25 protein-coding genes and 1 riboswitch are annotated in these 22824 nt (G+C 65.1%); of the genes, 12 read left to right on the top strand and 13 right to left on the bottom strand.

The window, feature by feature from the left end:
- Positions 1-147 precede the first annotated feature (147 nt).
- Positions 148-327, bottom strand: a complete 180-nt coding sequence (locus OKW35_RS33800) for a hypothetical protein (RefSeq protein WP_429554379.1) — start codon at positions 325-327, stop codon at positions 148-150.
- Here OKW35_RS33800 and bamC point away from each other — a divergent pair.
- Entirely contained in the window at positions 326-1561 is a 1236-nt protein-coding gene (gene bamC, locus OKW35_RS33805; protein WP_429554380.1) for an outer membrane protein assembly factor BamC, read from the top strand. The genes OKW35_RS33800 and bamC overlap by 2 nt on opposite strands.
- 170 nt (positions 1562-1731) lie before the next feature.
- Here the strand turns inward: bamC and OKW35_RS33810 are convergent, their stop codons facing one another.
- The 6 genes from OKW35_RS33810 to OKW35_RS33835 all read right to left on the bottom strand — a co-directional run bounded on the left by OKW35_RS33810 (position 1732) and on the right by OKW35_RS33835 (position 8599).
- On the bottom strand, positions 1732-2658 hold the full coding sequence (locus tag OKW35_RS33810; protein ID WP_260321352.1) for a DMT family transporter: 927 nt from the start codon (positions 2656-2658) through the stop codon (positions 1732-1734).
- 291 nt (positions 2659-2949) lie between these two features.
- Positions 2950-4548 (bottom strand): L-lactate permease, encoded by a 1599-nt coding sequence (locus tag OKW35_RS33815; protein WP_429554381.1) that lies wholly within the window; start codon positions 4546-4548, stop codon positions 2950-2952.
- A gap of 294 nt (positions 4549-4842) precedes the next feature.
- On the bottom strand, positions 4843-5313 hold the full coding sequence (locus OKW35_RS33820; RefSeq protein ID WP_429554382.1) for a hypothetical protein: 471 nt from the start codon (positions 5311-5313) through the stop codon (positions 4843-4845).
- A gap of 234 nt (positions 5314-5547) precedes the next feature.
- Positions 5548-5772 carry a glycine zipper 2TM domain-containing protein gene (locus OKW35_RS33825; RefSeq protein WP_090800937.1) on the bottom strand — a complete coding sequence of 75 codons (225 nt, stop codon included), beginning with the start codon at positions 5770-5772 and terminating at the stop codon, positions 5548-5550.
- Positions 5773-5917: 145 nt separating this feature from the next.
- Positions 5918-7849 carry a phosphomethylpyrimidine synthase ThiC gene (thiC, locus tag OKW35_RS33830; RefSeq protein WP_429405107.1) on the bottom strand — a complete coding sequence of 644 codons (1932 nt, stop codon included), beginning with the start codon at positions 7847-7849 and terminating at the stop codon, positions 5918-5920.
- A gap of 88 nt (positions 7850-7937) precedes the next feature.
- Positions 7938-8055, bottom strand: a riboswitch (TPP riboswitch).
- A gap of 142 nt (positions 8056-8197) precedes the next feature.
- Positions 8198-8599 carry a GreA/GreB family elongation factor gene (locus tag OKW35_RS33835; RefSeq protein WP_184071150.1) on the bottom strand — a complete coding sequence of 134 codons (402 nt, stop codon included), beginning with the start codon at positions 8597-8599 and terminating at the stop codon, positions 8198-8200.
- 594 nt (positions 8600-9193) lie between these two features.
- Here OKW35_RS33835 and OKW35_RS33840 point away from each other — a divergent pair.
- The 6 genes from OKW35_RS33840 to OKW35_RS33865 all read left to right on the top strand — a co-directional run bounded on the left by OKW35_RS33840 (position 9194) and on the right by OKW35_RS33865 (position 13891).
- Positions 9194-9652: a hypothetical protein gene (locus OKW35_RS33840; protein WP_429554383.1), complete on the top strand. Its 459-nt coding sequence runs from the start codon at positions 9194-9196 to the stop codon at positions 9650-9652.
- Positions 9653-9763: 111 nt separating this feature from the next.
- A complete protein-coding gene (locus OKW35_RS33845) occupies positions 9764-10627 on the top strand; it encodes a DUF1223 domain-containing protein (RefSeq protein WP_184063773.1) in 864 nt (287 codons plus the stop codon).
- Between the two features lie 48 nt (positions 10628-10675).
- Positions 10676-11320, top strand: a complete 645-nt coding sequence (locus OKW35_RS33850) for a cytochrome b/b6 domain-containing protein (protein WP_184063776.1) — start codon at positions 10676-10678, stop codon at positions 11318-11320.
- Positions 11321-11390: 70 nt separating this feature from the next.
- Positions 11391-12194 (top strand): molybdopterin-dependent oxidoreductase, encoded by an 804-nt coding sequence (locus OKW35_RS33855; protein ID WP_184063779.1) that lies wholly within the window; start codon positions 11391-11393, stop codon positions 12192-12194.
- Positions 12195-12286: 92 nt separating this feature from the next.
- Complete coding sequence (locus OKW35_RS33860) at positions 12287-12529, top strand: pentapeptide MXKDX repeat protein (protein WP_184063782.1); 243 nt, start codon at positions 12287-12289, stop codon at positions 12527-12529.
- A 432-nt stretch (positions 12530-12961) separates the two neighbouring features.
- Positions 12962-13891, top strand: coding sequence for an EamA family transporter (locus OKW35_RS33865; RefSeq protein ID WP_429554384.1), 930 nt, complete (start codon positions 12962-12964; stop codon positions 13889-13891).
- 203 nt (positions 13892-14094) lie between these two features.
- Here the strand turns inward: OKW35_RS33865 and OKW35_RS33870 are convergent, their stop codons facing one another.
- Positions 14095-14232 carry an entericidin A/B family lipoprotein gene (locus OKW35_RS33870; protein ID WP_018421109.1) on the bottom strand — a complete coding sequence of 46 codons (138 nt, stop codon included), beginning with the start codon at positions 14230-14232 and terminating at the stop codon, positions 14095-14097.
- A gap of 218 nt (positions 14233-14450) precedes the next feature.
- The gene (locus tag OKW35_RS33875) at positions 14451-16106 is read right to left on the bottom strand and encodes a sensor histidine kinase (RefSeq protein WP_429554385.1); all 1656 of its coding nucleotides are present in this window, start codon (positions 16104-16106) and stop codon (positions 14451-14453) included.
- Positions 16107-16130: 24 nt separating this feature from the next.
- Here OKW35_RS33875 and OKW35_RS33880 point away from each other — a divergent pair, with 24 nt between their 5' ends.
- From OKW35_RS33880 to OKW35_RS33900, 5 genes are all read left to right on the top strand, one after another.
- A complete protein-coding gene (locus OKW35_RS33880) occupies positions 16131-16307 on the top strand; it encodes a DUF1328 family protein (protein WP_090805380.1) in 177 nt (58 codons plus the stop codon).
- A gap of 93 nt (positions 16308-16400) precedes the next feature.
- Positions 16401-16562, top strand: coding sequence for a DUF1328 domain-containing protein (locus tag OKW35_RS33885; RefSeq protein ID WP_006052455.1), 162 nt, complete (start codon positions 16401-16403; stop codon positions 16560-16562).
- Positions 16563-16769: 207 nt separating this feature from the next.
- Positions 16770-17315, top strand: a complete 546-nt coding sequence (locus OKW35_RS33890; protein ID WP_429363554.1) for a ferritin-like domain-containing protein — start codon at positions 16770-16772, stop codon at positions 17313-17315.
- Between the two features lie 162 nt (positions 17316-17477).
- Entirely contained in the window at positions 17478-18110 is a 633-nt protein-coding gene (locus OKW35_RS33895) for a response regulator (RefSeq protein ID WP_184063791.1), read from the top strand.
- 20 nt (positions 18111-18130) lie between these two features.
- Complete coding sequence (locus tag OKW35_RS33900) at positions 18131-18562, top strand: response regulator (protein WP_090800917.1); 432 nt, start codon at positions 18131-18133, stop codon at positions 18560-18562.
- A 73-nt stretch (positions 18563-18635) separates the two neighbouring features.
- On the opposite strand, the gene OKW35_RS33905 is transcribed toward OKW35_RS33900, so the two are convergent.
- The 4 genes from OKW35_RS33905 to OKW35_RS33920 form a co-directional block, all read right to left on the bottom strand.
- Entirely contained in the window at positions 18636-19835 is a 1200-nt protein-coding gene (locus tag OKW35_RS33905) for an MFS transporter (protein ID WP_429355806.1), read from the bottom strand.
- Between the two features lie 141 nt (positions 19836-19976).
- Positions 19977-20801: a phosphodiesterase gene (locus OKW35_RS33910; RefSeq protein ID WP_429554386.1), complete on the bottom strand. Its 825-nt coding sequence runs from the start codon at positions 20799-20801 to the stop codon at positions 19977-19979.
- A 57-nt stretch (positions 20802-20858) separates the two neighbouring features.
- Complete coding sequence (locus OKW35_RS33915) at positions 20859-21905, bottom strand: ABC transporter ATP-binding protein (RefSeq protein WP_184048017.1); 1047 nt, start codon at positions 21903-21905, stop codon at positions 20859-20861.
- A complete protein-coding gene (locus OKW35_RS33920) occupies positions 21902-22822 on the bottom strand; it encodes an ABC transporter permease (RefSeq protein ID WP_429334917.1) in 921 nt (306 codons plus the stop codon). Before OKW35_RS33920 ends, OKW35_RS33915 begins: the two co-directional genes overlap by 4 nt.
- Positions 22823-22824 lie beyond the last annotated feature (2 nt).

A 22824-nucleotide genomic window follows, 5' to 3' on the forward strand; every position in this document is an offset into this window, starting at 1 on the left:
TTTGCACATCGCGGCGGACAGGACCGCGCGCCATGTTTAAAAACAAGCCGCATGCAGACCGGAAGCCCTTATTCGGCGGGCCTCCGGCAAAGACTTTGGAATACTCCCAAGGTCAACTCGAAAGTGTTATTTAGTGTTAAATTTACCTCATAAGAAGGCAAATAGCATGATGGGCGCGGACTTTTTTCCCGTGGTCGCTTCATAGCCGTGGCATGCGGCGATTCGCGGGCAAACCCCAGTTTTTGCACAGGCCTCGCCGGGACCGGTAAAATGTTGGGTTGATCCACGGAAACTTGCCGTGGCGTAGCGGAAGGATTCCTCGAACATGACTGATTTTCGTCTCACCAAGCGGTTTGCAGTAATGCTCATGGCAGGCGGGCTGGTCGCCGGCTGCGGCACCTCGTCGCCGACCAAAATCGACTATAGGAGCGACTCCCGTTCGAAGCAGGTATCGCTTGCCGTACCGCCGAACATGATCGACGAGACGGCCGATCAGCGTTCGCTGCCGCCGCAGGGCGGCGAAACCTCGCTGTCCACGCTGAAACAGGTGCAGGCACAGGCGCCGGCCGGCGACGCGGTCGCGGTCGTGCCGCCCGTCCAGGGCATCCACATCCAGCGCGACGGCACCGAGAGCTGGCTCGTGATCGACAACAAAACGCCCGATCAGGCCTGGCCGCAAATCCGCCGCTTCTGGCAGGAGCAGGGCTTCCTGCTCGTCGTCGACCAGCGCGACAAGGGCGTGATGGAAACCGACTGGAACGAAACCCACGCGCAGATCAACGACGGCTTTATCCGCAACACGCTGTCGAAGGCGATGGGCAACAGCTACGTGAGTTCGGAGCGCAACAAGTTCCGCACGCGTCTCGAAGCGGCGCCGAACGGCGGCACCTACGTGTTCGTCAGCCAGAAAGGCATGCGTGAGGCGATCACCGGTACGAACAACGAGTCGACCCAGTGGCAACCCAAGCCGAACGACCCGGCGCTCGAGCAGGAATACCTGAAGCGCCTGATGGTCTCGCTGGCGCGGGCCGATTCGGGTGGCAACGCGGGTGGCACGCAGAACGCCGAGCTGTCGCCCGCGGGCACGCAGATCGCGCCGAACGCGGCGACGGCGGGTGCGAAGTCGGCGACGGCCGCCGTTGTCGCGCAGAACGTCGCGCTCGCGGCGCAACCGCCTATGCCGGACGCGGATTCGGCCAACAACACGTCGGCGCAGCTCTCATCGACCGAACTCACGCTCGGCGAGCCGTATGACCGCGCGTGGCTGCGCGTGGGCCTCGCACTCGATCGCAGCAATTTCACGGTCGACGATCGCGACATGAGCCGCGGCCTCTATTTCGTGCGCTACGTCGATCCGAAGGATATGTCGTCGGCCGAGCAGGGCTTCTGGAGCCAGGTCTTCCACGGCAAGAAGGAGAAGGTCGCCAGGCAGTATCGCGTGAACGTGCGCGCGGTGACGCCGAACCAGACCCGCGTGGCCGTGGTCGACGACAAGGGGCAACTCGACGAAAGCTCGCAGGCCAAGCAGATCATGAGCCTGATGGCCGACCAGCTGCACTGATACGAGAGGCTCGCGGCCGACGCCGCCGGTTCGACGAAACCGCCCGGAGAAATTCGGGCGGTTTTTTTTGACTATGCATTTGACGCGCGAACGGCGCGCGCGTGAGCCGATGTAACGTGACCGGATCGGCAAGCCGCGACCCGGCGCGGTTGCCGATTGACTCCGTGCGCTCAGGTATCCGCGCGCCGCGTCCCCATCCACGGCAAGCGCTTGACTACGCCGGTCGCCAACGCGGTGCCGACCAGAATCACAGCGCACCCTTCGAGCATGCCGGGCGACACCGTCTCGCCGAGAAACAACGCGCCCCACAGAATGCCGAAGATCGGAATCACGAAGGTCACGGTGATCGCGCGCGTCGGCCCGGCGACCGCGATCAGATGGAAGAACAGCATGTACGCGATGCCGGTACAGGCGACGCCGAGCGCGATCACCGCGCCCCACGCGCGCAGCGAGATCGGCGCGGCGGGCCAGTAGATGACCGCGAGCGGCAGCAGCACGATCGTCGCGCCGATCATCGTGCCGGTCGCGACGGTCAGCGCGTCGACGCCAGTCAGGTGACGCTTCGTGTAGTTGGCGGCGATGCCGTAGAGCAGCGTGGCGCCGAGCGCGGCGCCGGCCGCAAGCGCGACGCTCAGCGGCGAGGCGGCCGAGCCGGCCGGCGCCGCGATCTGATCCCACACGAGCATCAGCACGCCGAGAAAGCCGACCACGAGACCGAGCGTGCGCAGTGCGCTGAGCCGGTCGCGCAGCCACAGGAAGCCGACCAGCGCGCCCCACAGCGGCGCGCACGCATTGATCACCGACGTGACGCCCGCCGACAGTGTCAGCTCGGCATACGCGAACAGGCAGAACGGTGCCGCCGAATTGACGATACCGACCACGAGCAGCGGCACTGCGTGCGTGCGCAACACGGTGGCGGACTGTTGCAGCGGCCGTCGCGCGATCAGCACGATCGCGAGAAAGAGGGCGCCGATGCCGACGCGCAGCGCCATCAGCGGCGCGACGCCGAAGTCGGTCACGCCGACGCGGATGAACAGGAACGATGCGCCCCACAGGGCAGCGAGGATCAGCAGTTGCAGCAGGTTTCTGGTTTTCATTGGAATGGCGCCGCGCGCAGTTGAGTCGGGACGCCAGCTCATCGTAACAGTGCGATCGCGCGAATCGTTTCAGTACAGGATGAAACGGCAAGATCCGGGAGACAGCCGCGTCCGATGAGGTCGATGGTAAGCGCTGCGAGGGCGCGCGCCAAACGAGCAATTCTCGCCGATATGTGAGAAAAATTGCGATCAGGCGGAACGGCAGTGGGATGGGATCGGAAACGGCGCCCGCGATGCGCGGGCGGCCGTCCGAAAAGATGTGAATTGCATTGCGCCGTTACTGGCGCGACCTCAATGCGGAATCATCCATTGCAGGACGTTCTGCTGCGCCCAGACGAGCACGCCAAGCAGCACCGTCAGCAGAATCGAATGTTTGAAGGTCTTGGCGAACACGACGCCTTCCTTGCCCTTCAATTCGGTGGTCGCGACGCCGGTCGCGATGTTCTGCGGCGAGATCATCTTGCCCATCACGCCGCCCGACGAGTTGGTCGCCGCCATCAGCACCGGATTCAGATTGAGCTGGTTGGCCGCGACCACCTGCAGATTGCCGAACAGCGCATTGCCCGACGTATCGCTGCCCGACAGGAACACCGCCACCCAGCCGAGGAACGCCGACACGAGCGGAAACAGCGGCCCGACCGACGCAACGCCGAGACCGAGCGTGTAGGTGAGTCCCGAGTAGTTCATCAGGTAAGCGAGGCCGACGATCGTTGCCACGGTCAGGATCGCGATGCGCGTTTGCACCCACGTATCGGAGATCGCCTTGCCGAACTCGGCGGGCGAGAGCCGTACGACGAACGCGGTGATGAGCGCGGCGACGAGGATCGCGGTACCGGTCGCGAGCGGCTGGAAGTCCCAGACCGCGCCGTACGGCGTGTTGTAGAGCGTGATGAACACGACCTTGTCGAGACCGGGCCACGACAACTTGATGTCGCCGATCGTGAAGATCCTCGCGATCGTCCAGATGATCACGACGACCGACACGATGATCCACGGATACCAGCCCTGTGCGCCGCCGATCTTGCCGCGCACCTCGCTGATGCGATCGACGTTGATCGCGAATTTCGGATCGACGGCGGGCTTCCAGACGCGCAGGAACGCAACGGTGAGGATCAGCGAAACCAGCGACGACAGCACGTCGGTCAGGCTGTAGTTGATGAAGTTCGAGACGACGAACTGGGTCAGCGCGAAGCTCAGGCCCGAGACCAGCAGCACCGGCCAGATCCGCAGCATGTTGCGAAAGCCCGCGTACACGGCGATCACATAGAAGGGCAGCAGGACCGCGAAGAAAGGCAATTGCCGCCCGACCATCTTGCCGAGCACATCGGACGGCAGATGCGTGACCGCGCCGAGCACCGTGATCGGCACGCCGAGCGCGCCGAACGCGACCGGCGCGGTGTTGAAGATCAGCGTGAAGGTCAGCGCTTCGAGCGTCGGAAAGCCGAGCATGATCAGCAGCGAGCTCGTGATCGCGACCGGCGTGCCGAAACCCGAAATGCCCTCGAGCAGCGCGCCGAACGAAAAGCCGACCACGACGAGCACGATGCGCCGGTCGTTCGGCAGGTTGTCGATCATCCACAGGCGGAAGGCCTCGAAGCGTCCCGAGCGCTGCGCGATGTTGTACAGCAGGATCGCGGTGAACACGATCCACATCACTGGCCAGATCGCGAACACGACGCCAGCCGCGACCGAGTTGAACGCGAGCCCGAGCGGAAACTGCCAGACGAAAATCGCCACGATCAAACCGATGATCAGTCCCGCGAGCGACGCTTGCCACGCGGGCCTGCGCGCCCAGCCGAGCAGCGCGAGCACGGCGATGATCGGCAGCGCGGCGACGATGAACGACGGAAAAAGCGAATTGCCAACCGGCGTGAGTAGTTGATGAAACATCACGTCTCCTTCGTTGTTGTGTAATTCGACGCGGGGATTGCGCATGACGGCGCGTCGCTCTGATTCGGCGGACGCTCGCAACTGGCCTCGACAAAGCGGCGTCGCCCGATTTAAGCGGGTGCTGCATGAAACCTTCCAAGGATAGAGCGCCTTACCGGCGCGTCAAGCCGGGAAAGTACGGGCGGGGTATGCGCGGTGGAGGGCGATACGCGCGGAAAAACGACTCATGAAGAAGCGCGCGCGCCGGCAGTTGAAGTGCCGGCGCGTGCACGCTCCGCGACGAAAGAGGACAGGTCAATGCGAGTGGCCGCCCCAATGGCCACCCCAATGGCCGCCCCAATAACCGCCAATGCCGATCGCAATCGACGGTCCGTAGTAGGCGGGGTAGCCGTAATAAGCGGGATAAGGCGGCGGATAGTAGGCGGGATAAACCGGCGGCGCCGCATACACGGGCGCGGGGACCGCATAACCGGGCGGCATGTCTTGCGGTGCGACCTGCATTTGCGCCTGGGCTTGAGGCGGCTGCTGTTGATCGGTCGCCGGCGCGGTTTGGTCGGCTGTGGTCGCGGGCGCGGTCGAATAGTACGACGGATAATAGCCGGCGGGATAGTAGCCGGCCGGGTAATAACAGCCTGCAAAAAAGAGACTCGAGGCGAGCACGCAAATCGCGGTGGCGGGCCGCGCGAACCTCGCGGAAAAACTGGACGAATCGCGTGGCGTCGAGAGGCGCACCACGCAAAGATGGGTGACGACGCGGGACTTCATGGCGCGCTCCTCGATGAACCGATGCCGCCTTGCGCGACGTCGTTATGAGGAGCTTACGCTCTTGCCGCGGCAGCGCTGTGGCAAAACCGCAACCGCATATTTCAGCCTATTTCCACGCGCGCTGTCGGGACGAGGGCGCACTGCATCCGCCGCCCTCGGCAGTCCGGATCGTGGTCCGAAAAAAATCGTTTGCTGTCCTGTATGAATCGTTGGACGCGTCATCGGACGCAACGCTCACTTGCCGACCTGGTTACCGATGACACCGCCTACCGCCGCGCCGCCCAACGTCGACAAGCCGTTGCCGCCGATTGCCGCGCCAGCGGCGCCGCCGACACCCGCGCCGATCGCGGTGTCGCGTGTGCGTGGGGACATGTCGCCGCATGCCGCGAGACCCGCGACAAGTGAAAGGGCGGCTGCGACCGTACCAAGACGAGTACCGAGATGACGGATCGATTTCATGATGCTGACTCCGCTCGTTGTTGGAAACAGATGTTTCCTTCTCTCAGCACGCAACGTGCCTGCTCGATGCGGTGGAAAAGAAAAGCCCGCCATGCCGGCGGGCTTCGATACTGCAGTGCTGGTTCGCGCGAATCGCGCAACCCGCTCATTGCCGCTGATAAATCTCCGCGCCTTGCTTCATGAACTCGATCGACTTTACTTCCATGCCTTTCTTCAGCGCTTCGTCGTCGGTGACGCCTTGTTGCGCGGCGAACTCGCGTACGTCCTGGGTGATCTTCATCGAGCAGAAGTGCGGGCCGCACATCGAGCAGAAATGCGCGACCTTGGCCGAATCCTTCGGCAGCGTTTCGTCGTGGAATTCGCGCGCCTTGTCCGGGTCGAGACCGAGATTGAACTGGTCTTCCCAGCGGAATTCGAAGCGCGCCTTCGACAGCGCGTTGTCGCGCACCTGCGCACCCGGATGACCCTTCGCGAGATCGGCGGCATGCGCGGCGAGCTTGTACGTGATGATGCCGGTCTTCACGTCGTCCTTGTTCGGCAGACCGAGGTGTTCCTTCGGCGTCACGTAGCACAGCATCGCGGTGCCGAACCAGCCGATCATCGCGGCGCCAATGCCCGACGTGATGTGGTCGTAGCCCGGCGCGATGTCGGTGGTCAGCGGCCCGAGCGTGTAGAACGGCGCCTCGTCGCACCAGTCGAGCTGCAGGTCCATGTTTTCCTTGATCAGCTGCATCGGCACATGGCCCGGACCTTCGATCATCACCTGCACGTCGTGCTTCCACGCGATCTGCGTGAGTTCCCCGAGCGTCTTCAGCTCGCCCAGTTGCGCTTCGTCGTTCGCGTCGTAGATCGAGCCGGGACGCAGGCCGTCGCCGAGCGAGAAGGCCACGTCGTAGGCCTTCATGATTTCGCAGATCTCTTCGAAATGCTCGTACAGGAAGCTTTCCTTGTGATGCGCGAGACACCACTTCGCCATGATCGAGCCGCCGCGCGACACGATGCCGGTCATCCGGTTCGCCGTGAGCGGCACATATTGCAGACGCACGCCCGCGTGGATCGTGAAGTAGTCGACGCCTTGCTCGGCCTGCTCGATCAGCGTGTCGCGGAAGATTTCCCAGGTGAGGTCTTCAGCCTTGCCGTTGACCTTTTCGAGCGCCTGATAGATCGGCACCGTGCCGATCGGCACCGGGCTGTTGCGGATGATCCATTCGCGCGTTTCATGAATGTGCTTGCCGGTCGACAGATCCATCACCGTGTCGCCGCCCCAGCGGATCGCCCACGTCATCTTGTCGACTTCCTCGCCGATCGACGATGTCACCGCCGAGTTGCCGATGTTCGCATTGACCTTCACGAGGAAGTTGCGGCCGATGATCATCGGCTCGCTTTCCGGGTGATTGATGTTGTTCGGGATGATCGCCCGGCCGCGCGCGATTTCCTCGCGCACGAATTCCGCGGTGATTTCGGTGAGGCCGTTCGGACCGAACGCGCTCGCGCCGAATGCCTGGCCGGGGTGCTGACGGCCCATCATCGCGGCGAGCTTGGCGCCGTTCGGGCCGCTCGTCTTCAGGGTCTCGAGGTACTCGGCACGGCGCTGGTTTTCGCGAATCGCGATGTATTCCATTTCCGGCGTGATGAGGCCTTGCTTCGCGTAGTGCATCTGCGTCACGTTCCTGCCGGCAATTGCACGGCGCGGCGTGCGATGCAGTCCCGGAAAGCGCAGCTGCGCGGTGGCCGGATCGGCGGCGCGCTCGCGGCTGAAGCTGCTCGACAGACCGGTCAGCGGCTCGGTGTCGCCGCGCTCCTCGATCCACGCCTCGCGCAGTGCGGGCAGACCCGCGCGGATGTCGATCTCCGCGTCCGGGTCGGAGTAGGGGCCCGACGTGTCGTACACGTAGATCGGCGGATTCTTTTCGCCGCCGAAGCTGTCGGGCGTGTCGGCCTGCGAGATTTCGCGCATCGGCACGCGGATGTCCGGGCGCGAGCCGGTCACGTAGACCTTGCGCGAATTCGGCAACGGCGCGACGGCGGCCTCGTCCACATGGGCTTCGGCGGAAATAAACTTCGGATTGGCGTTCATGTAAGTCTCCGTACAAAGTGGGGCGGCTAAGCAGGAGACCGAGATGGAAGTAGTCGGAAATCGCGGAGAGGTGAGGCCCTTGAGGCTGGAGCGAAATCCGTACGCTTCCCTGCGCTGGCATTATCCAGATCAGGTTCAAAGGGTATTTCTCACCCACGCAACACGGACCTCCAGCTCCGCGCTACGCAGGACCCCCGCGTTAGCAGCGCACACGATACACCGCCCGCCCGCGGTTTGGCAACCTGTCTGAATGACTCAAAAAAACTGGTCCGGATGAAACCAGACATCTCCTATGCTTGATTCGAGACCGCATCAGACAAGGCAACTTACAGCGAGGGAACGGCCGCCTTACAGTGAAAAATCGTCGGCGGCTTCAGGCTGATACAGGATTTTGTCGAGCTTGAGCACTTTCTGATCGCCGCTGGGTGGCGTGAAACGGATGCTCTCGCCGCGGCGCGCGCCGAGCAGCGCGAGGCCAGCCGGCGAGAACACATTCAGGCGCCCTTGCGCGAAATCGGCGTTGGGCGGATAGACGACAGTCCACGTCATCTGTTCGCCGCTCGCTGCGTCGATCAGCGTCGCTTGCGAGTTCATCGTGACGACGTCGGCGGGGATGTCGTGCGAGTCGACGATTACCGCGCGTTCGAGCACATCGTCGAGCATGTGCTGCAACTTGGCGTCGGTGGCCGCGTATTTCTCGAGGCGGGTTACGTCGAGTTCGGTCAGGTAGCAGGTTTTGATCTTCTTCATCATCAGGACTCCGGATAAGGCGGTCATGGATGGCCGCATGCAACGACCCATGGGGTGGTCGGCGGATGAGTGGACGAATGGGAGAGCCCGGTGCCCGGCGACGCGGCCCTGGGTATTGGCGGGCTGCGTCAGCGAGGGCGCCGGGCGGCGTGAAGCGGGACCGTTCGGGACGTCTCGCCGGGGCCGTGCGACGCGACGTCCGCGCGCGCGCACTCGCCTGCGCGGCATGGGCGCAAGCGGGCGAGAGCACGGAAAGTCGGACGACGCAGAGAAGTCACGGGCAAAACGACCAGGTGTTGGGGAAAAGCGATCGAGAGGTGCCGGGCGACAAAGCGTGAGGCCGCGCGGCAGCAGCGAGACGAAAGTTCGATGTTAGCACGCTGTCTCACGCAGCTCCGTTTGCGACGTCGCGCCCGTCGATTGACCGTTTTTGTGCGGTGCGAGAAGAAAGCGGGGTGGTCCGCATTGCGTTCAAGCCAGTCAGAGGATTGCCGTTAAACAAAGTGCAGCGAAGGCCGCACTCCAGCGAAGCGATTCGCGGGATGGCGCGTGAATGGCGCGAGGCGACTCGCGCCGATTGACAAAGAGGTGCACATGAAAGCGGAAAGCAGGCGGTGGCGAACGTTCGGTCGCACAGTCGCGGTGGTGGCATTGCTTGCCGCGCCGCTGGCGGCGCCGGCGGCATCGACGGTGACGGGCGGCGTGATCCGGTTCGTGGGGATGATCGTTGCACCGCCGATGCAGATCAGCGTGGATACGGCGCCCATTGGCGTCGCCGTCGGTAGCGCGAGCGTGGCGGGTCAGCGCTTCTCGCGCACGGTGACGTTCAGCGCGCCGCCGGGCGTCGTCAGCGGGGCCGATGTCGCGCTCGAAGTGAGCGGCGGCACGCAGTCGCGCGATCTGGTGGCGGCGCGGTTCGTCGATGGCACCGGGCGCGTCGCGACGGCCCGCGACGGCCACTACGCGGTCGATCGCGCGGGCGGCGTGCTGTCGCTGAGCGCGAAGCGCACCGATATGGACACGCGCGTGACGGTGGTGGTCAGTTACGACTGAGTCGCGGGCGAGCTTTGGCTGGCTCGTCCCGCGCCGGAAAAAAATTAAAAGAGGCTTGTCATAACCGGCCGCGCGGCTCGACAAACGTGCAGATTACGATCGGAGCACGTCATGTCGACCGCGCACAATCGCTCGATACTTCAGCGCTTTACGACTTTTTCGACGCCCGCCGTCGGCCTCGCGCTTTTTCTGCTGAGCGGTTCCGGCATCAGTGCGGCCGACGCGGCCGGGCCCCTATGCGCCACGCACAGCCCCGCGCACCGCGTCGCGCTCGTCGAGCTGTACAGCAGCGAGGGCTGCGATAGCTGCCCGCCCGCCGACCGCTGGCTCAGTCAATGGAAAAGCGACGGCGCCGCGCACGGCATCGTGCCGCTCGCGCTGCACGTCGACTACTGGAACAGCCTCGGCTGGACCGACCGCTTTTCCCAGCATCGCTTCACCGAACGTCAGCAGACGCTGACGCGTCTCGCGGGCGCGCACACGCTCTATACGCCGGAAGTGTTCGTCGCGGGCCGCGAGCTGCGCGACTGGTCGCAACGCGACAGTTTCGAGCGCCGCATCGACGAGCTCGTCGCCGAACCCGCCCAGGCGAGCGTCGCACTTGCGCTGAGCCCGCGTGCGCCCGGCGCGTTCGATGTCGATGCGCAGTTCAGCACGACGGCAGCCGCCGCCACGGGTGCGTTGAGCGCCTATCTCGCGATCTACGAGAACGCGCTGACGACGCAGGTCGGCGCGGGCGAAAACCGCGGCGCGACGCTGCATCACGAGCGCGTCGTGCGCGCCTGGTTCGGGCCCGTGCCGCTCGTCTCCGGTCACGCGCGGATCCATCAGGACATCGATGTACACGCTGCGAGCGTCGATGCGCAAGCCGATCCGAGCGCCAACGCCGCCGGCCGCTTCGGCGTGGTCGCGTTCGTCGAAAGCGACGCGAGCGGCGACGTGCTACAAGCGACCGACCTTCCCGCGTGCCGTTGATCGACCTCGCGCGCGCCGCATTCACTACCGCTGCTCGAGGAGAGCCCCATGTCCACACCCCACGCCTTGCGCCCCAGCGCACCCGCCGCGCCCACCGCGCCGAAGCGCGGCGCCATTCATCCGCTGTGGCTGCGCATCACGCATTGGCTGAATGCGCTCGCGGCGATCGTGATGATGCTGTCGGGCTGGCGCATCTACGACGCGTCGCCGATCTTCCCGGCGTTCACCTTCCCGACCGCGATCACGCTGGGCGGCTGGCTCGGCGGGGCGCTGCAATGGCACTTCGCGGCGATGTGGCTGCTGGTGTTCAACGGCCTCATGTATGTCGCGCTGAATCTCGCGAGCGGGCGTTTCGTGCGCAAGTTCCTGCCGCTGACGCCGCGCGCGGTACTGCGCGATTTCGTCGCCGCGTTGCGCGGGAAGCTTTCGCATGGCGATCTGCGCGTCTACAACGCGGTGCAGAAATTCGCCTACCTGTTCGCGATCGCCGATCTGATCGTGCTCGTGCTATCGGGGCTCGCGATCTGGAAGTCGGTGCAGTTTCCGCTGCTGCGCGAACTGATGGGCGGCTACGACAACGCGCGCATCGTGCACTTCAGCGCGATGTCGCTGCTGGCCGCGTTTCTCGCCGTGCATCTGGCGATGGTCGCGCTCGTGCCGCGCTCGTTGCTCGCGATGTTGCGCGGACGTTGAGCCCGCGGCTACCCATGCGCATGCTCACGCTCATGAAATCGCAACGCGAATTCCAAACGGATACCGAATCATGAACAAGCCGATAGAGAAACCAGCGGACCCATCCACACATCGTGTGAGCCACAAGCTCGACCGCGCATCGATCCTGCTCGATGCGAAGCGCGAACTGGCGATGCCGTCGCGACGCCTGTTCGGCAAGCAGCTCTTGACGCTCGGCGGCCTGTCGATGCTGACCGGCTGCTCGTTGACCGACGACGCTTCCGTGAACCGTTTCCTGACAGCCGTGTCGCGGCTGAACGATCGCGCGCAGGCCGCGCTGTTCGATCCGAAGCAGCTCGCGCCGACCTACACCGAAGCGCAGATCACGCGGCCGTTTCCCTTCAACGCGTACTACGGCATCGACGACGTGCCGCACGTCGACGGCTCAGATTATCAATTGAAGCTGAGCGGTCTCGTGACCGGCCAGCGCGTGTGGACGCTGCCCGAGCTGTACGCGCTGCCACATGGCGAGCAGATCACGCGACATATCTGCGTCGAAGGCTGGAGCGCGATCGGCCGCTGGGGCGGCACGCCATTCGGCGATTTTCTGCGGCGCGTCGGCGCGGACACGACGGCGAAGTACGTCGGCTTCAAATGCGCGGACGACTACTACGAAAGCATCGACATGCCGACCGCTTTGCATCCGCAAACGCTGCTGACGTTTTCCTACGACGGCGAACGGCTGCCCGCGAAATACGGCTACCCGATGAAGCTGCGCATGCCGACCAAGCTCGGCTACAAGAATCCGAAGCACATCGTCGAAATATTCGTCACCAACACGTATCCCGGCGGCTATTGGGTCGACCAGGGCTACAACTGGTTCGGAGGCTCCTGACGCATGCGGGCGCACGCGCGCTTGCGGCAGCGGCTTCGGAAGCACGCCGGCTCTCGCCGGCTTCGATTCATCCACCACCAAGGAGTCATCCCATGAAGAAGATTGCAGTTACCACGATCGCGTTGTTGATGCTGGCAAGCGGCGGCGCGGCCTTCGCGCAGGCGAGCGGCGCGATGTCGAACGATGAGATGTCGAAGAATGCGATGTCGAAAGATTCGATGTCCAAAGACAGCATGTCGAAGGACGGCATGAAAAAGGACACGATGAAGCACGGCTCGATGAAAAAGGGCGGCGACGCGATGAAACACGAGGCGTCGGGCGCGATGGGCAACTGAGTCGGCGCCGAGGGCGCTTAGCGATCCTGCCGATGCACGGCCGCGCATCGAACGGATCCGACACCGCAAGCCGGGGATGCGTCCCCGGCTTTTCTGTTGCAGGAAACCCAAAAGTTACGATTCTCTCGCGTGGCGTTCTCGGCGCTTACTGCATAATGCGGTGCGCGCCGGGGCTTTGCCAAGCTTGCGGCCGCGCAGCGCGGCCGCGTTGCATCGTGTCGTTCTGACCGGCGCGGCCGCCACCGCCGTTTCTGGCGCTTCCGGCGCCGCCCATCGTCTTCCCGTTCCACCGACATGTCCGCCAGCCTCGCCCGTCCGACCGCATCGCCGATGCGGTGCCCGCCATCCCGCCCGAAAGGTATCGACGCAGGCTCGGCGCCTCGCGGGCATCGAGCGCATCGCGCGGGTCGAGTGGCGACGGCGGACTGAAGCATGTCGCTGCAACGTTCAGCTTTTTCTCCGCGCGGCTGGCCGCTGCGTCTGCCGCAGTCGCGCAACGGGCGGATCGCGCTCGCGCTTGCCGTCGTTTATCTGGTGTGGGGCTCGACGTACCTCGGCGTGCACGTCGCGCTCGGCTCGTTCCCGCCGCTGCTGATGTCGGGCTTGCGCAACCTGTTCGCCGGCATCGGTCTGTTCGTGTTCGCCGCGCGCCGCAAGCCGATCTGGCCGAGCTTCGCCGAAATCCGCAACGCGGGCCTCGTCGGCACCATGCTGGTGGGTCTGTCGAGCGGCATGCTCGCCTACGGCATGCGCACGGTCGGCACCGGCACCGCGGCCGTGATGGTCGCGACCGTGCCGCTGTTCGCGACCGTGATCGCGGTCGTCGCCGGACGCAAGATCGGCCGCGGCGAATGGTTCGCGGTCGGGCTGGGGCTCGCCGGCATCGTGATTCTGAGTCACGGCGACAGCACGCCGGGCTCGACGGGCGGCAGTCTCGCGATTCTGTGCGGCGCGCTGTTCTGGGCCGGCGGCGCGCATCTGGCCGGGCAGCTGAAGCTGCCGTCGGACCTGTTTCTGTCGACCTCGCTGCAGATCGGCCTCGGCGGCGCGATGTCGACGCTGGTCGCATGGGCGTCGGGCGAGCGGATGCTCGAGCTGCATTTTCTGCCTCTCGTCGCGTTCCTGTATCTGATGTTGATTGGGACGATGGCGGCGTACGTCGCCTACGGTTATCTGATTCGCCACACGAGCCCGATCATCGCGAGCAGCTGCATGTACGTGAATCCGGTCGTCGCGGTCGCGCTGGGCGCGCTGCTGCTCGGCGAGCCGGTCACCCGCTCGACGGTAATCGCGACGATCGTGATTCTGATCAGCGTCGGCCTGTCTTTCTGGTTCGATTACCGGAACAAGCGCAGCGCCTGATAGCGGCGCGGTTCTCGTCGAACCGCGCGCCCGCTGTCAAAGCCTTGCCGCAAGCTCCGCGCCCTCGCGGATCGCCGTGCCGTTTCATCGCGTTCTGAAAACGCGTCGCGTCGAGTGCCAGCCAGCACGCAATCATTCACGAAAAAAAAGCCCGCAGCGGCATCCCGCGACGGGCTTTGCAAATCCTGCTGCCATGTGCCGGCTTATTTCGCCTTATCCGCCTCGTTCGTGATGGCGTGGCCGCCCTTCGAAATATCTTCGCCGGCGCCCGCCATCGTGTTGCAGCCGGTGACAAGCATGGCAGTTCCTGCGAGCACAAGCAAAGCGATCAGTCGAGTCATGAAACTTCTCCTTGTCGAGAATGCATCGGTTGATGTCGTCCGACCGGGGCCATGCCAGTCGATCAGGTCTCGATCCGGTTTCGAACCGGCCTGTTTGCATGGTAAAAAAAGGGCGGGGGCGGCGCTGTCGGCCGTGCCGCGATTTTGTCGTAGGCGTGCTCCGGTGTTTGCGTCGGCGCACTCCTACAACGGCTTGGGGGTGCTGCGGCGAGCATCTGTCAGACGGGGCTTTGCGACGAAGTGGGCGGCGTGGCCGGCGAGGTCAGCGGCTGATCGACCGAAGGCGTCGCGGCGCTCGCGCTCGGCATCACGACGTCGATGTCGGTGCCGTTTTGCGCGCCACGGCGGATGTCGAAGCGCCCGCCGTGCGCGGCCACGCGCTGACGCATGCCGAGCAGGCCGTGCGTATGTGTGCGCTTCAGGTCGGCCGGCATGATGCCGACGCCGTTGTCCGCGATATGCAGGGCGACCTCGCCGTCGCCGACCCGCAATGCGATTCCGACCTTCGAGGCCCACGCGTACTTGGCGGCGTTCGTCAGCGATTCCTGTGCGACCCGAAACAGCGCGATTTCGGTCTGCTCGTCGAGCTGGATATCGTCGGCGGGCAGGTGCAGCTCGAGCGTCCAGTTGTTGCGCTGCGCGGCTTCGTCGGCGAGCGTGCGCAGCGCGGTAACGAGCCCGAAATTGGCCAGCACGGTCGGTCGCATGTCCTCGATGATGCGCCGCTTCAACGCGATGCCCTGGTCGAGATTGGCGAGCGCGCGCTGCAGCTTGTCGGCGATGTCCGGCTCGCTGTCCTTCAGCTTGCGGCGCGCCCATGCGACGTCCATCCGGCATGCGGTCAGAATCGCGCCGAGTTCGTCGTGCAACTCGCGCGCGAGCTGGGTCTTTTCGTTTTCGCTGACCGCCTGCAGATGCCAGCCGAGCGCTTCGAGCTGCCGCGTGCGCTCGTTGACGAGCTGGTCGAGTTCCTCCTGCTGCGTGATCAACTGACGCTGCGCGCGCGCCTGCCGGTCGATCTGGATGCCGAGATTGCGAAACAGCAGGATGAACAGCACGATGTTCAGCGCCGACAGACCCGCCGCGCACAGCGTCGACAGCCGCTGGTCGGCGCGGCTCGCGGCCAGCGCGTGCTGAGCGCGGCGCTCCTCGTTGTCGCGCAGCAGCGCGAGCGTACTGTCGATCAACGACGCGTCCGCCGGGTTGATGTCGCTCGCGCTCCCGCATGCGCCGAGATCGAGCGGATGCGGCGCGGCGTGCTGCATGGCGGCGGCGCCCGCGCCGATGCGCGCGTCGATCAGCGCGAGAATCTGCGTGAAGCTCGCGAGTTCCGCGCTGTCCGCGCGGCCGCCGCGATAGAAGTGGTCCAACTGCTGGGTGGTGTCGCGGATGCGCGCGGCGCTCGCGCAGAACGCGTGGCCGGACGCGTCGTCCTTCGTCAGAAGAAACTGGTTTTGTTGCGCGGTGAGGCGCGACAGCTCGCTCGCGAGTGTGCTCAGTCGCACGGTGACGTCGCGCGCTTCAAGCGCGGTCTCATACTCGGCGGTGATGCGCTGACGCGCGGTCTCCAGAATCACGAGGCCTCCCACCGTGATCACGATCGCCACCGTCATCGCGATCGCCCAGCTGCGATTGCGCATCCACTCGGCGAGCCGCGCCGTGGCGCGCGCGCCAGCTTGTTCCGGCGGGTTCTGCAGATTCGACACTTTCGGCTCCGGAAAGAGGGCATCGACACCGGCATCGGCTCCGGCATCGCGCGAAGCCGCGCGCGTAATGTCGTCGTAACCCAATGTAAGCGGATTCTCACACGAAAAACGGCGAGCGTCGGAATGCGCGCGGCGCCGCGCATCGATAGCATGGACCCGATCGTTCATGCAATGTTTCGGGAGGAAACCATCATGTTGAAGTGGGCACTGTTCTTCGCGATCGTCGCGGTGATCGCCGGTCTTCTCGGCTTCACCGGCATCGCGGCCGGCGCGGCGGCGATCGCGAAGTTCCTGTTCTTCGTCTTTGTCGTGCTGTGCGTGGTGTTCCTCGTGCTGGGCTTCGTCGTGACGAAGAAAATGATCGATTAGCGCGGCCATCGCAGTGGCGGCAAGCCGCGCCCTCACAGCAGGCGAGCGATTTGCTGGTAGTCGATTGGAAGGCCAACAAAAGGGAGAAATGCCATGCTTCACTATGCCATCGTTTTCTTCGTGATTGCGATCATCGCAGCCGTGTTCGGCTTTACCGGCATCGCGGCCGGCGCGGCCGAAATCGCGAAGATCCTGTTCTACATCTTCCTCGTCGTGTTCGTGGTCACGTTGCTGCTCGGCGTGTTTCGAACCTAGCCGCGCGAGCCGGATGAACGCAACATGAGGTAGGCAGCGAAGTACGCAATGTAGGAACAGGTAGTCAACAAGGCGCGTGAACGCGCGGCGTTTGAATCCCCGATGAGCCGCCCGCGTTCGAAGCGCGCTGTCATTCCACCCTGGGCGCATCAGGCGCGATTCGTGCTGATGCGCGATTCACCCAATACCGGATAAAGGAGAAGTTCGATGACGAAGCAATCTGGCGACACGTTCGTGATGGACATCACGAAGATCCGGGAGGACGCGCGCAAGCATATGTCGGATGGTCCGGTCACGCAGAGCTATGGCGCGAATCGCGAGACGGTGCTCAAGCTGCTCAACGACGCGCTCGCCACCGAGATCGTCTGCACGCTGCGCTACAAGCGCCATTACTTCATGGCGAAGGGCATCAATTCCGAAGCGGTCGCGAGGGAATTTGCCGAGCACGCAACCGAGGAGCAGGAGCACGCCGATCGCATCGCCGAGCGCATCGTGCAGCTTGGCGGCGAACCGGATTTCGCGCCGGACGGCATCAAGGCACGCGCGCATTCGGAATACAAGGAAGGCACCGATCTGACCGACATGATTCGCGAGAACCTGATCGCGGAGCGCATCGCGATCGACACGTACCGCGAGATCGTACGGTATCTCGGCGAGAAGGACGTGACCACGCGCCGGCTGTTCGAGGAGATTCTCGCGGTCGAAGAAGAGCATGCCGACGATATGGCGGATCTGCTCGCGGGGCGCGAGTAGCGCAGCAGGCGACAGGGAGGCGTCGAAGGACCGGGTCGCGGGCGAACTCGGGAATGCCGGCGGCTGCGGTGCGAAGCCGCCCTCGCATTGCGCGTCCGGCCGTGGCCCCGGATCATTACCATGTCCGCATCGGAGCGACTCCCTTTGCACGGAACCCAACCGATGATTCGAGTGCTGATAGCTGACGATCATGCGATCGTTCGAGGTGGATTCAGACAGTTCGTCGCCGACGAGCCGGACATGTGCGTCGCCGCCGAGGCCGCCACCGGCGAGGAAGCGATCGGCCTCGTGCGCGAGCAGGCATTCGACGTCGTGCTGCTCGACATCGCGATGCCTGACAAGAACGGCATCGATACGTTGCGTGTGATCAAGCAGGTGCGTCCCGAGCAGGGCGTGCTGATTCTATCGGGCTATCCCGAGAGCCAGTACGCGATCAATCTGCTGCGCGCGGGCGCGAGCGGCTATCTGAACAAGGACTGCGAGCCGGAAGAAATCGTGCGCGCGATCCGCTCGGTCGCGCGTGGGCATCGCTATCTGTCGGAGGCGGTCGCCGATACGCTTGCCGACAATCTCGACAAGCCTGCCGCCGGGCGTCCGCATGAAGCGCTGTCGGAGCGCGAATTCCAGATCTTCTGCAAGCTCGCGGCCGGCCAGTTGCCGACCGAGATTGCCGAAGAGCTGCATCTGTCGGTCAAAACGGTGAGCACGTATCGCGCGCGGGTGCTCGAGAAGATGCGTCTCGCGAACAACGCGGACCTCACGTATTACGCGATCAAGAATGGCCTGATCGAATGACGGACGATCGAGATATCCCGATGAACAGCGAACCGAACCCCGCTACCGAGTCAGCCAGCCGCGCGCCGTTGCGCGTGCTGCTGATCGAGGATTCGCCGCTGATCCGCCGCAGCCTCGTGGAGGCGATCGATGCGTCGGGCCTGCTGCGCGTGGCCGCTTATGCCGATTCCGCCGATCAGGCGATCGCGCTGCTCGGCGACGAAGCGTTCGACGCGGTGATCGTTGATTTGCAGCTGAAGCTGGGCTCGGGCGTGCCGGTGCTCGCATATCTGCAGCGCGAGGGGCTGATCGATTCGATGTTCGCGGCGGTGCTGACCAATCACGCGTTGCCCGCGTACCGCGAGCGCTGCGAGCAGTATGGCGTGCGGCACTTTTACGACAAATCGTTCGAGTTCGATCGCGTGCTCGATGCGCTGCATGAGTATGCGTTGGGGCGGGGTGGCGGGGTGTGAACGTTTCCCGCGTGGGCCCAAATTGTGCGGCCTCCGAGTGGCGCCGGCATCGATCAGAGATCGAAGCGGACGCTCAATGCCCAGCCCGCGCCGGCAACCGCAAATGATTCCACGCGCCGAGCCCGGCAAACGCGATCCCCGCGATAGTCACGCCAATCCACCCGAACACCGGCCACACGATCGCGCCGACACCCGAGCCCAGCGCCCCGCCGATGAAATACGCGACCATGTACACGGTATTCACGCGGCTGCGCGCATCGGGCTTCAATGCGTAGATGCGCGACTGATTCGAAATCTGCGCGGCCTGCACGCCGATGTCGAGAATGATCACGCCGACCACGAGGCCCGCGATGCTCTTCGCCGACGCACCGAAGATCACGAACGCGATCACGACCAGCACGAGCGACACGGTGATGATCGCGCGCGGTCCACGCCGGTCGGCGAACTTGCCGGCGAGCGGCGCGGCCAGCGCGCCGGCCGCGCCGACGATACCGAACAGCCCTGCCGCCTGCGGCCCGAGATGAAACGGCGCGCCCGCGAGCAGCAGCGCGAGCACCGACCAGAAAATGCTGAACGCGCCGAACAACGCCGCACCGGTCAGCGACGCCTCGCGCAGCGCGCGATGCTCGGTGACCAGGTGCCACATCGACACGAGCAGCTTGCCGTACGGCAACGTCGAGGTCGGCTGACTCTTCGGCAAACGCAAAATGATGACGACCGCGAGTGCGAGCAGCGCGACGACCGATGCGCCAAACACCGCGCGCCAGCCGAAGTATTCGGCGACGATGCCCGCCGCGGTCCGGGCGAGCAGGATGCCGAGCAGCAGGCCGCTCATCACGGTGCCGACCGCGTGGCCGCGCTCGGACGGCGGCGCGAGTTCGGCCGCGAACGGTACCGCCTGTTGCGCGATCGTCGCGAGCACGCCGATCGCGAGACTCGTGACGATCAGCACCGCGAGCGTCGGTGCCGACGCCGCAATGACGAGCGCGACGCACAGGCCGGCGATCTGCAGCAGGATCAACAGACGCCGGTCGAAGCGATCGCCGAGCGGCGCGAGCAACAGCATGCCGGCGGCGTAGCCGAGCTGCGTGACGGCCGGCACCGCGCCGACCCATGACGCGCTGCCCGGAAACGACTGGCGGAAGTTATCGAGCAGCGGCTGGTTGAAATAGATGTTTGCGACCGAGACACCGGCGATCGTCGCGAGCAGCAGCAACACGCCGCGCAACGACCGGGCGGAGGAAGCGGAAGTGGAAGCGTCGGAAGTGGACATGACAGGGGCGGATCGACGGACCGGCCCATGCGCGGTCCTCAAGCGTGCCGATCATACCGGAGCGGCGGTGTTCGTGCTGACGGCCGCGCGAGGCTCGCCCGCGCATCCGGTATCAGGCGGTTGCGAAGTGTGTCCGGCGGTTCAGTCGATCAACGCGCCGGCGTCGTAGAACGGATACGGGCCGTCGGCCGCGTCGACATACGCATGATGCGTGACGATGCCCGTCGCGGGATCGTAGTAATGGAGCGCATACGCGGGCGGCTCCATCACGAACGCCGACGGTCCGTCCTCGCGAAAATCGAGCGCCACCTGGTGCGCGGGCGCTGGAATCGCGCTCGCGATCGTGCCGCCGAAGCGCACGAACATCGACCGATGCACGTGCCCGCAGAGCACGCGCTCGACGTTGGGATGCTGAGCGATCAACGCCGCGAGCTTGTGCGACGCCGCCCGGTCGAGCCGGATCTCGTCCATATGCCCGATGCCGCACGCGAACGGCGGGTGATGCAGCGCGACCACGACCGGCTTGCCGCGCGCCGCATCGAGCTGCCGCTCGAGCCACGCGAGCCGCGTGTCGCACAGCATGCCGGCGCTCGAACCGGGCACTAGCGAATCGAGCGCGATCACGCGCAGCGGGCCGACGTCGAGCGCGTACTGCACGAACTCGCCGCCGCTCAGCAATTCCTCGCGCTCGGGAAACGCCGCGCGCAGCGCGTTGCGTTCGTCGTGATTGCCGACCATCAGGAAGTAGGGGATCGCGAGCGGCGCGAGCAGTGTTTTCAGGCGCGCGTACTGCTGGGGGGCGCCCTGATCGACGAGGTCGCCGGTGATCAGCACCGCGTCGGGGCGCGGGGTGAGCGCGTTGAGCGCGTCGACGCAGCGCGCGAGGTAGGGGGCGGTATCGACGCGGCGATACGCGAGTGCGCCGGGTTGCTTGATATGCAGGTCGCTAATTTGAGCCAGCAGCATGACAGAGGTCCTTCGGGTTGCTTCGTGTCGGGCGCCAGGATGCGGCGCTGTTTTTACCTACGATAGCGCAATCAGTGCGTCCGGCTCGATCGAGATGCCGACCGGCGTGCCGCGCGCAAGCTCGATGCGGCCCGCGACGTCGACGAAGAGCGGCTCGGGCGCGGCACCGCCAATCGTCAGACGCGTGCGTTCGCCGAGGAACGCGGTGCTTTCGATCTGGCCGCGCAGCTGCGCGAGCGCGGGGTCGGTGAGCCGGGCATCCTCGGGGCGAAAGAAGATTTCGTGCGCGCCGCGTGCGTTCGACGCATGCGCGGGCAACGGCACTGCGCCGCCGCTCGTCGCCAGCATGCCGTCGCGCGGCTCGCCCGCGACACGGTTGATCGTGCCGACGAACTGCGCGACCGTGCGATTGGCCGGACGATAGTAGATGTCGCGCGGCGAACCGATCTGCTCGATGCGTCCCGCGCTCATCACGACGATGCGATCGCCGAGCTCCATCGCTTCGGCCTGATCGTGCGTCACGTAGACGGTCGTGATGCCGAGTTCGCGCAACAGCGCGTTCATCTCGCTGCGCAATGCGTCGCGCAGACGCGCGTCGAGCGCGGTCAGCGGTTCGTCGAGCAGCAGCACGCGCGGCTGCACCGCGAGTGCGCGCGCGAGCGCCACACGTTGACGCTGGCCGCCCGACAGTTGATCGATCGGTTTGTCGGCGTGCGCGTTGAGCCGCATCATGCCGAGCAGTTCGTCGACGCGTTGTCGCGCGACTGCGGCCGGCACGCGTTTGATCTTCAGACCGTAGCCGATGTTGCCGCGCACGGTCAGGTTCGGAAACAGCGCGTAGCTCTGGAACACCATGCCGACCGCGCGTTTTTCGATCGGCAGCGTGGTCACGTCGTCGTCGCCGAATGCGATGCGGCCGCCCGCGTCAGGTGTTTCGAGGCCCGCGATCAGGCGCAGCGTCGTCGTCTTGCCGCAGCCCGACGGTCCGAGCAGCACGAGGGTTTCGCCCGCGCCGATCGTCAGGTCGAGCGGTTCGAGCACGCGCGTGCCGCGAAACGTTTTGGCGCACTGCGTGAGCGTGATGGGAACCGAGGTCAGTTTCATGGCGTGTCGATGGGCTTCGCGGAAGAGGCGGCGCCGCGCTTCTTCGACGCGCTGCGCTGGCCGGTCGCATCGACGCCGAGCCATTGCATCGCGACGAGCAGCGGCATCGTCATGATGAAGAACAGGATCGTGTACGCGCTGCCGATCTCGATGCGCATCGACGCGTAGGTGTCGGCGAGGCCGACCGGCAGCGTCTTCGTGTCGGGCGTGTGCAGCATCCACGTGAGGTTGAATTCGCCGATCGACAGCGTGAGCACCGCGAGCGCGCCCGCGACGATGCCTGGCCGCGCGTTCGGCAGCACGATCGTGACGAAGCGCGTGAAGAAGCTCGCGCCGAGGCTCGCCGCGCCTTCTTCGAGCGTACGCAGATCGCTGCTCGCGCAGACCGCCGCGACCGCGCGCACCATGAACGGCAGCGTGAACACCACATGCCCGACGACGATGAACGCCGCGCTCATCCGAAACGCCGTGAAGCCGCCGTAGATCACCAGCAGCGCGAGTGCCGATGCGAGGCCGGGCAGCGCGATCGGCAGCACCAGAAACTCTTCGACGATGCGTGCGAAGCGCGTCTTGCTGCGCGCGAGCACATAGCCCGCGGGCACGCCGGTCAGCAGCGTGACGACGAGCGTCGCCGCGGCCACTTCGAGCGACAGCCACACCGAGTCGTGATACTGGGTCCACACTTCGACGAGCCAGCGCAGCGTGAGTCCGCTCGACACGCCCTTGAAGTAGTTGACCGTCAGCCCGGCGACGATCGACATGACGACCGGCACGATCAGGAACGCGCACAGCAGCAGTGTGACGAACCATTGACCCGCGGCGAGCCATGTTCGTGTGGAAGGCCACGCGCGTCGCGCGCGCGGTCCCGCTGCCGGTTGCGACGGAGATGAGGGCGAAGGGGCCGTGACTGAGTTCATGG

It is taken from the genome of Paraburkholderia sp. MM5477-R1, assembly GCF_050436385.1.
Lineage (GTDB): Bacteria > Pseudomonadota > Gammaproteobacteria > Burkholderiales > Burkholderiaceae > Paraburkholderia > Paraburkholderia tuberum.

Coding starts and splice junctions, on each gene's coding strand:
- thiC (WP_429405107.1), bottom strand. CDS start 7,849: ATGAACGCCAATCCGAAGTTTATTTCCGCCGAAGCCCATGTGGACGAG.
- OKW35_RS33815 (WP_429554381.1), bottom strand. CDS start 4,548: ATGTTTCATCAACTACTCACGCCGGTTGGCAATTCGCTTTTTCCGTCG.
- OKW35_RS33905 (WP_429355806.1), bottom strand. CDS start 19,835: ATGTCCACTTCCGACGCTTCCACTTCCGCTTCCTCCGCCCGGTCGTTG.
- OKW35_RS33835 (WP_184071150.1), bottom strand. CDS start 8,599: ATGAAGAAGATCAAAACCTGCTACCTGACCGAACTCGACGTAACCCGC.
- OKW35_RS33895 (WP_184063791.1), top strand. CDS start 17,478: ATGATTCGAGTGCTGATAGCTGACGATCATGCGATCGTTCGAGGTGGA.
- bamC (WP_429554380.1), top strand. CDS start 326: ATGACTGATTTTCGTCTCACCAAGCGGTTTGCAGTAATGCTCATGGCA.
- OKW35_RS33845 (WP_184063773.1), top strand. CDS start 9,764: ATGTCGACCGCGCACAATCGCTCGATACTTCAGCGCTTTACGACTTTT.
- OKW35_RS33915 (WP_184048017.1), bottom strand. CDS start 21,905: ATGAAACTGACCTCGGTTCCCATCACGCTCACGCAGTGCGCCAAAACG.
- OKW35_RS33855 (WP_184063779.1), top strand. CDS start 11,391: ATGAACAAGCCGATAGAGAAACCAGCGGACCCATCCACACATCGTGTG.
- OKW35_RS33850 (WP_184063776.1), top strand. CDS start 10,676: ATGTCCACACCCCACGCCTTGCGCCCCAGCGCACCCGCCGCGCCCACC.
- OKW35_RS33865 (WP_429554384.1), top strand. CDS start 12,962: ATGTCGCTGCAACGTTCAGCTTTTTCTCCGCGCGGCTGGCCGCTGCGT.
- OKW35_RS33820 (WP_429554382.1), bottom strand. CDS start 5,313: ATGAAGTCCCGCGTCGTCACCCATCTTTGCGTGGTGCGCCTCTCGACG.
- OKW35_RS33800 (WP_429554379.1), bottom strand. CDS start 327: ATGTTCGAGGAATCCTTCCGCTACGCCACGGCAAGTTTCCGTGGATCA.
- OKW35_RS33910 (WP_429554386.1), bottom strand. CDS start 20,801: ATGCTGCTGGCTCAAATTAGCGACCTGCATATCAAGCAACCCGGCGCA.
- OKW35_RS33890 (WP_429363554.1), top strand. CDS start 16,770: ATGACGAAGCAATCTGGCGACACGTTCGTGATGGACATCACGAAGATC.
- OKW35_RS33920 (WP_429334917.1), bottom strand. CDS start 22,822: ATGAACTCAGTCACGGCCCCTTCGCCCTCATCTCCGTCGCAACCGGCA.
- OKW35_RS33875 (WP_429554385.1), bottom strand. CDS start 16,106: ATGAACGATCGGGTCCATGCTATCGATGCGCGGCGCCGCGCGCATTCC.
- OKW35_RS33840 (WP_429554383.1), top strand. CDS start 9,194: ATGAAAGCGGAAAGCAGGCGGTGGCGAACGTTCGGTCGCACAGTCGCG.
- OKW35_RS33870 (WP_018421109.1), bottom strand. CDS start 14,232: ATGACTCGACTGATCGCTTTGCTTGTGCTCGCAGGAACTGCCATGCTT.
- OKW35_RS33825 (WP_090800937.1), bottom strand. CDS start 5,772: ATGAAATCGATCCGTCATCTCGGTACTCGTCTTGGTACGGTCGCAGCC.
- OKW35_RS33900 (WP_090800917.1), top strand. CDS start 18,131: ATGAACAGCGAACCGAACCCCGCTACCGAGTCAGCCAGCCGCGCGCCG.
- OKW35_RS33810 (WP_260321352.1), bottom strand. CDS start 2,658: ATGAAAACCAGAAACCTGCTGCAACTGCTGATCCTCGCTGCCCTGTGG.
- OKW35_RS33885 (WP_006052455.1), top strand. CDS start 16,401: ATGCTTCACTATGCCATCGTTTTCTTCGTGATTGCGATCATCGCAGCC.
- OKW35_RS33880 (WP_090805380.1), top strand. CDS start 16,131: ATGTTGAAGTGGGCACTGTTCTTCGCGATCGTCGCGGTGATCGCCGGT.
- OKW35_RS33860 (WP_184063782.1), top strand. CDS start 12,287: ATGAAGAAGATTGCAGTTACCACGATCGCGTTGTTGATGCTGGCAAGC.